The organism is Pseudomonas sp. GX19020 (assembly GCF_023371075.1).
Taxonomy (GTDB): domain Bacteria; phylum Pseudomonadota; class Alphaproteobacteria; order Rhodobacterales; family Rhodobacteraceae; genus Pseudogemmobacter.
The window spans coordinates 155,709-162,378 of record NZ_JAMCCR010000010.1; the positions used below are offsets into that span (position 1 = coordinate 155,709).

At 62.4% G+C, this 6,670-nt stretch carries 8 protein-coding genes; 7 read left to right on the forward strand and 1 reads right to left on the reverse strand.

Annotated features, from left to right (window positions below; translation table 11 throughout):
- Nucleotides 1-27: 27 nt before the first annotated feature.
- Together M3484_RS15765 and M3484_RS15770 are read left to right on the forward strand one after the other, a co-directional pair.
- Nucleotides 28-255 carry a hypothetical protein gene (locus M3484_RS15765; protein ID WP_249497709.1) on the forward strand — a complete coding sequence of 76 codons (228 nt, stop codon included), beginning with the start codon at nucleotides 28-30 and terminating at the stop codon, nucleotides 253-255.
- Nucleotides 252-680: a TA system VapC family ribonuclease toxin gene (locus M3484_RS15770; protein WP_249497712.1), complete on the forward strand. Its 429-nt coding sequence runs from the start codon at nucleotides 252-254 to the stop codon at nucleotides 678-680. Before M3484_RS15765 ends, M3484_RS15770 begins: the two co-directional genes overlap by 4 nt.
- 21 nt (nucleotides 681-701) lie before the next feature.
- On the opposite strand, the gene M3484_RS15775 is transcribed toward M3484_RS15770, so the two are convergent.
- A complete protein-coding gene (locus M3484_RS15775) occupies nucleotides 702-1,046 on the reverse strand; it encodes an ArsR/SmtB family transcription factor (protein WP_249497714.1) in 345 nt (114 codons plus the stop codon).
- Between the two features lie 299 nt (nucleotides 1,047-1,345).
- On the opposite strand from M3484_RS15775, the gene M3484_RS15780 reads away from it, so the two are divergent.
- Genes M3484_RS15780 through M3484_RS15800 form a run of 5 tightly spaced genes read left to right on the forward strand, consistent with a single transcriptional unit; the run spans nucleotide 1,346 to nucleotide 6,496 of the window.
- On the forward strand, nucleotides 1,346-2,182 hold the full coding sequence (locus tag M3484_RS15780) for an ABC transporter substrate-binding protein (protein ID WP_249497716.1): 837 nt from the start codon (nucleotides 1,346-1,348) through the stop codon (nucleotides 2,180-2,182).
- A 12-nt stretch (nucleotides 2,183-2,194) separates the two neighbouring features.
- Entirely contained in the window at nucleotides 2,195-3,325 is a 1,131-nt protein-coding gene (locus tag M3484_RS15785) for an LLM class flavin-dependent oxidoreductase (protein ID WP_249497725.1), read from the forward strand.
- Nucleotides 3,322-3,636, forward strand: coding sequence for an NIPSNAP family protein (locus tag M3484_RS15790; protein ID WP_249497727.1), 315 nt, complete (start codon nucleotides 3,322-3,324; stop codon nucleotides 3,634-3,636). The genes M3484_RS15785 and M3484_RS15790 overlap by 4 nt, the downstream gene beginning before the upstream one ends.
- Nucleotides 3,637-3,639: 3 nt before the next feature.
- Entirely contained in the window at nucleotides 3,640-5,472 is a 1,833-nt protein-coding gene (locus M3484_RS15795; RefSeq protein WP_249497733.1) for a TRAP transporter large permease, read from the forward strand.
- Nucleotides 5,473-5,506: 34 nt separating this feature from the next.
- The gene (locus tag M3484_RS15800) at nucleotides 5,507-6,496 is read left to right on the forward strand and encodes a TRAP transporter substrate-binding protein (RefSeq protein ID WP_249497735.1); all 990 of its coding nucleotides are present in this window, start codon (nucleotides 5,507-5,509) and stop codon (nucleotides 6,494-6,496) included.
- The last annotated feature ends 174 nt before the right edge of the window (nucleotides 6,497-6,670 follow it).

The window sequence follows — 6,670 nt, forward strand, 5'->3', positions numbered from 1 at the left end:
TGATGCGCACCCGGACCGGAGCCTGAAATGCGGACCACATTGGCGATTGATGACGATGTTCTGGCCATTGCCAAAGCGATGGCTGCGCAGCAGCAGCGCAGCCTTGGCGAAGTGATTTCGGATCTTGCTCGCCGATCGCTGCACCGCCCAAGGGCCAGCGGGATGCGCAACGGCATTCCCCTGCTTGCAGCGCCGGGTGACGGGCCGCAGGTAACATTGGAAATGGTCAACGCGCTGCGTGACGACCAGCCGTGACCTTCCTTCTCGACGTCAATGTCCTGATCGCCCTGATTGACCCGACGCATGTTGCCCATGATCCCGCGCATAACTGGTTTGCAGCGACCGGTAACAAGGACTGGGCCACCTGCCCGATCACAGAGAACGGAGTCATCCGTATCCTCGGCAATCCGAAATATCCAAACTCTCCGGGATCGCCCGCAGCTGTTGCCGACATTGTCGAGAAGCTGCGCGCCCTGCCCGGTCACAGCTTCTGGGCAGATGATCTGAGCCTCGTCGGATCGGGGCATGTCGATACCTCGAAGATCCTTACCTCCGCGCAGCTCACCGACACCTACCTGCTGGCCCTGGCCTGCGCGCATGGCGGGCAGCTTGCCACCTTCGACCGCAAGCTCTCGGTCGCAGCTGTTCGGAATGGCAAGGCCGCGCTGGTCCATCTTTGACCTGATAGTGACTGGGGCGGTTCAGTCGAACATTGCCTCGTCAATCGGATCTGAGATCTGCCCCGCCTCATGTGCGGCAGCCTGAACAGCCCGGCGTTTTTGCATGGTGAGATCCTCAAGGTCGGTAAACAGCATACGCAATGTATGAACGAGCGCCCGGATGCGGCGGTCGTCTATACCATAGACCACATTCCTTGCGTCGCGACGCCCCTGGATCACTCCGGCATTGCGCAGCCAGGTCAGCTGCTGTGACAGGGTCGGCTGACTTATACCGAGGTCTTCTTCCAGCTGGGCGACGCTGCGATCCGCCTCCATCAGATGGCAGACAATGGCGAGCCGGTTCGGGTTGGCGATGGTCTTCAGCAATCCGCTGGCGTCATCGACACTTTTACAGACCAGGGCCGGAGATCTTTTGTGATTCATAAGGGATGACTGACGAAAGAGGCTTTGTCTCAGGCTAGGGGGCAGCGCTCCGCCAGACAAGGGCGCTGTGAGAAACTTTCGCCCAAGGATAACAATTAAGAAAAATAATATCACGCGGCAGCGGCAGACAGTTAATAAATTCCCAATATATTCAATGAACAATCGGGTCATTGACAGTTATATGTCCGAGTATCTTTATATGTTTTTATATTTTGTAATCTACGGCAAACGGCCTGAACAGCATGCGGATCGGCGTCCACCCTCTGAACCTTCACCTGCGCCTGGCCCAGGGTTGGCCGGGTCTTTTCCCCGAAACCTTCACCTTCGTTCCCTATCCCGAAGGGCGTGACACCGGGACGCTGATCTCAGCGCGGCAGTTTCAGGCAGGGGGCACAGGCTCCACCCCCCCGCTGATCTCCCAGGCAGAGGGATTGTCGGTTGTCTATGTGGCGGCCTCGGCGCCGCGTCCGGCGAATGGGGCGTTGCTGGTGGCACCAGAGGCTGCAGTTCAGAGCCTTGCCGATCTGAAGGGCCGCCGGGTCGCGCTGATTGACGGCTCATTCCATACCTATCTGCTGGCCCGCAGCCTGGATCAGGCAGGGCTCGGACTGGCCGATGTCACGCGGGTTGAGCTTTCGCCTGCGGCCTCGCGCCTCGCGCTGATCCGGGGCGAGGTAGATGTCTGGATCGCGATGGCGCCGCAGATCGAAAGCGCGATCGGCGCGGGTGAGGCGCGGCTTCTGGCGCTTTGCGGCTCGACCATCCCGAACCGCTCGGTCTTCTGGACCCTGGCGGATGCGGGCCTCTCCGATACCGAAATACGCGATTTTGTCGCCCGCCTCATCAGGCTCGGCGAGGAAATCGCGGCAGATCCCGACCGGGCAGCGCAGATCCTCGCGGGACCGGGCGCGAAACCCGAAAGCCTTGCGCAGTGGCGCCGTGTGGTGGCCGGGCGTGACTGGACGATCCTGCCCGCTGATCCCACTCTGATCGCCGAGCAGCAGGCGGAGGCCGACACGCTTACGCGGCATGGCGATTTTGACAGGGCGCTGCAGATCAGCGCGTTCCTTGCTGCCTGAACGGAAAAGAAAATGCAGGTTTACTGGTACATGTGCGCGCCTGATGGCGCTTATCCCTGGACGCCAGAGGGCTCGCGCAGAGTCGATTACGGCTATTACCGCCAGCTGGCACAGGCCTATGATCACCTCGGCTATACAGGCGCGCTTTTTGCGACCGGCGCGCATGATGTATGGGTGCTGGCGGGCGCGCTTCTGCCTTATACCGAGCGGATGAAATTCCTCTGCGCGATCCATCCTGGTGTGATCGCGCCGACGCTGCTCGCGAAAATGGCTGCGACCTTCCAGGAGTTCTCCGGAGGTCGGCTTTTGCTCAATGTCGTCTCGGGTGATGCAAAGATGATGGGGGCCTATGGCCTCACGATGAGCCATGATGAGCGATATCAGATGGCCGATGAATATCTGACCATCTGGCACCGGCTGATGGCCGGCGAAAGTGTCACCCAGGACGGGAAATATTTCCCCACGGTCGGAGCAAAACTGGCGCTGCCGATTGGCCAATCGATTCAGCCGCCGCCTTTGTGGTTCGGCGGGTCATCCCCGCAAGCAATTGATGTAGCCGCAAAACATGTCGACACCTACCTGTCCTGGGGCGAAACCCCGGCGCAGATCGGCGAGAAAATACGTGCGGTGAAAGAGGCGGCGGCAAAACACGGCCGCGAACTGCAATATGGCATCCGGCTCTATGTCATCGTGCGCGGCACAGATGAAGAGGCCTGGGCCGCAGCCCAGGATATGTATGACCGGATGGATGAGCGCGCTATTGCTGCAAACCAGAAATTCGTCTCGAACACCGATTCTGTCGGCCAGGCGCGGATGAGCGCCATGCATGGCGGCATCAAGCCCGGCAATCTGCGCGATCTCGAGGTGGCGCCGAACCTCTGGGCCGGGATCGGCCTTGTGCGCCCCGGCCCCGGCTCTGCGATTGTCGGATCCCCCGAAACCGTGCGCCGCACGCTGGAGGAATACCAAAAGGCCGGCGTCGAGATCTTCATCCTCTCCGGCATGCCTCTCCTTGAGGAGGCCTACCGTTTCGGCGAGCTTGTGCTGCCGCATCTGCCGGTCACCCGCGAGGAGTCTCGCGCGAAAAGTTACACATGGTCGACGCTTTTCGACCGCGATCTGGATGCAAAGGCTGGCAGATGATCCTTGATGAACGCTCTTACGCGATTTGGCCGCAATATGTGAAAGATTACCTGCACATATATGAGACCGAGGGCATGGCACTGCAGGTCTCGCATTTGGGCGACCTGATCGGCTGGTTCACCACCGATACCGGCATCGTCAATGAGGTGGTCCATATCTGGCGCTATGCGGACGCCGGTGACCGCGAACGCCGTCGCGCCGCGATGGAGGCCGATCCGCGCTGGCTGGAGTTTCGCGCCAAAACCTCGCATTTCGTGCAGTCGATGCGGAGCCGTATTCTGCGTCCGACCTCGTTTTCGCCTTTGAGGTAGGACATGACTGCGGTGGATACACTTCGGGCCGATGGCCTGCCGGGGCTCGCGTTGCGGGTGCGGGACCGGATCGGACAGGCTCTGGGCGGGCTCGGTGCGCTGGTGCTGGCCATCCTGCTGGTGCTGGTCACAGTGACGGTAGTGCTGCGCTATTTCTTTTCCACCGGCTTTTCCGGCGCGGGCGAGCTGGCGGTCTGGCTGAACCTCGCGCTGATCGCGCTTGGGGCGCCGCTGGCGCTGAATTCGGGACTGGCGATGCGGCTTGATCTTTTGCCTCGCGCCCTCCCCCCGCCGGGCCAGCGGGTGACAGAAATGATCGCTGACGCCATCACCATGCTCAGCGGTCTGGTGATTGCCTTTGGCACGGCCGGGATCATCCGCCAGATCGGTGGTATCTCGCCCGAGCTTGGCCTGCCGGAATGGCTGCGCGTGGCGCTTTTCGTGCCCTCAGGCCTCTTTATCCTGGCGCAGATCGCGCTGGCGCGGCTGGGACGGGGCGATTATGCCGGGCTTGGAGCGGTCGTTTTCCTGGTCGCGGCGGTCTGGCTGGCGGCGCATCATCTGTCGTTTCAGATCGGCCTGCCGCCGAGCCTGCTTACCGCGCTGATTGCCGGCTTTGGCATCCTGGTGGCGGCGCCCTTACCACACGCCTTCCTGCTGGCGGCCTGGCTCGCCATTCCCTTCGGCTCGATGCTCAATGAGCCTGCACTGGTCAATACGACGCTTGCGGGCATGTCAAAGTTCCTTTTGCTGGCGATTCCGTTCTTTCTGCTGGCAGGCACACTCCTTACAGCCTCCGGCATCGCGGGGCGGCTGGTCCGGTTCGCGACCGCGCTGGTCGGCCACTGGCGTGGCGGGCTCGCGCAGACCACGCTGATGACTTCGGTGCTCTTCTCGGGCGCCTCCGGATCGTCGGTCGCCAATGCCGCCTTCAGCGCAACGACCTTCCACCCCGAACTGGTCCGCCGCGGCTACTCCCCCGAGCGCGCCGGGGCCATCGTGGCCTCGACCTCAGTGCTGGACAATGTGATCCCGCCCTCCATCGCCTTTCTGATCCTCGCCGCCGCAACCAATCTCTCGGTTGGCCGGCTGATGGTCGGTGGCATTTTCGGCGGCCTCATCATGGCACTTTTTCTCGCCATCGCGATGCGCGCCACCGCGCGCCCCGGCGATCAGCTGCCCCGCGCCTCACTGGCCGAAGTGAAGGCTTCGGCCATCGCCGCGATGCCAGCCTTCGGGCTGGGGCTGATCGTCGTCGTCGGCATCCGCTTTGGCGTGGTCACCACCACTGAGGCCGCAGGCGTTGCCGCGCTTTACACGCTGGGCCTCGCGCTCTGGCGCCGGATGGGCCCCGCCAGCATTTTTGAGGCCTTCCGCCAGACCGCCGCCGAAGCGGCCGCGATCGGCCTGTTGATCGGCACCGCCGGCCCCTTTGCCTTTTTGCTGGCGGTTGATGATATCTCCGGCACGATTGCGAACTTTGCCACAGTGCTGGGGAACGGGCCGGGCATGGTTTTGCTGGCCTGCTGCACAATCCTGCTGCTGGTCGGGCTGTTTCTCGATATCGGAGCGGCGATCCTTTTGTTCGGGCCGCTGATGCTGCCGGTGGTCTCGGCTGCGGGCGTTGACCCGGTGGCCTTCGGGGTGATCCTTGTGGTCAATCTGATGATCGGAGGGCTGACTCCACCGGTCGGCATGCTGGTCTTCGTCGTCTCCGGCATCACCCGTGTTCCCGCGCCCGCGCTGTTTGCAGCGGGCCTGCCCTACCTGATTGCTCTGATCGGCTCGCTGACGCTGCTCTGCCTTTGTGCCGTCTTCCTGCCGACCTTCTTCTGACACTCCTCCCATGTCTTTGTGAAAGACCCGCATCATGACCCTGACCCGCCGCAATCTGCTTTTGACCGCCACCGCTGCCGGGCTTCTTGCCGCGCCGCTTTTGCCCCGCAAGGCCCGGGCCGCCACCCCCATCACCATCGCCTCGCTCTTTGGTGACGACAAACCAGAAACCCTCGTCTGGGTGAAGTTCGCTGAACTGGTCGAGGCGAAACTCCCCGGCGCGTTCCACTTCAACCTCGTTAAAAACGCGGCTCTTGGCGGCGAGAAGGAAGTGGCAGAAGCCATTCGCCTTGGCTCGATCCAGGGCAGTCTGTCGACTGTCTCCGCGCTTTCGGGCTGGGTGCCGGAGAGCCAGATCCTCGATCTGCCCTTCCTGTTTCGCGACGCCGCACATCTTGAGCGCACCACATCCGGCGTGCCCGGGCAGCGGCTGCAGGATCTCTTCCGCGCGCAATCCTTTGAGGTGCCCGCTTTCATCAATTACGGTGCGCGCCATCTCCTTACGAAAACCCCTGTCACCACCCCCGATCAGCTGCAGGGCGTGAAGATCCGGGTCATCCAGAGCCCGCTGCACACGCAGCTCTGGTCAGCCTATGACGCTGTTCCGACCGGCATCCCGATCCCGGAAACCTATAACGCGCTGTCCACCGGCGTGGTCGATGCTATGGATCTGACGAAATCGGCCTATGCCGGTTTCAAGCTCTATGAGGTCGTGCCGCATCTTACCGAGACTGCTCATATCTGGGCGGCGGGGGTGATCTATTTCTCTGCCGCATTCTGGGGGGGGCTGAGCGATGACCAGAAAACCGTCTTCACCGCCGCCGCCGTCGAGTCCGCGCGCCATTTCAACGAGCTGATCGTGGCAGATGAGGCAGCATCGGTGGAGACAGCCCGTGCGGCCGGGGGCAAAGTTCACCAGCCCGAGGACCGTGCCGCCTGGGAGGCGGGGGCAAAAGGTGTCTGGGAAAGCCTTGCTCCCGTCGTCGGTGGCCTCGACGCCATCGAGGCCATCCGCGCCCTCTGAGCTCCGACCCACGCGTGGCTTTCCTTCTCGGCTGCTCGGGAAAGCCACATGTCAGGACCGGCTCTGTTGCACAAATCGGCTGAGGGTCGGAACAGGCCTTTCCCCGAACAGACTTATCTCACGGCTTCCGTGAGGGGGATGGCGAGCGCGGTGAAGCCGTTCAGGACTGCAACA

Coding starts and splice junctions, on each gene's coding strand:
- M3484_RS15765 (WP_249497709.1), top strand. CDS start 28: ATGCGGACCACATTGGCGATTGATGACGATGTTCTGGCCATTGCCAAA.
- M3484_RS15780 (WP_249497716.1), top strand. CDS start 1,346: ATGCGGATCGGCGTCCACCCTCTGAACCTTCACCTGCGCCTGGCCCAG.
- M3484_RS15785 (WP_249497725.1), top strand. CDS start 2,195: ATGCAGGTTTACTGGTACATGTGCGCGCCTGATGGCGCTTATCCCTGG.
- M3484_RS15790 (WP_249497727.1), top strand. CDS start 3,322: ATGATCCTTGATGAACGCTCTTACGCGATTTGGCCGCAATATGTGAAA.
- M3484_RS15795 (WP_249497733.1), top strand. CDS start 3,640: ATGACTGCGGTGGATACACTTCGGGCCGATGGCCTGCCGGGGCTCGCG.
- M3484_RS15800 (WP_249497735.1), top strand. CDS start 5,507: ATGACCCTGACCCGCCGCAATCTGCTTTTGACCGCCACCGCTGCCGGG.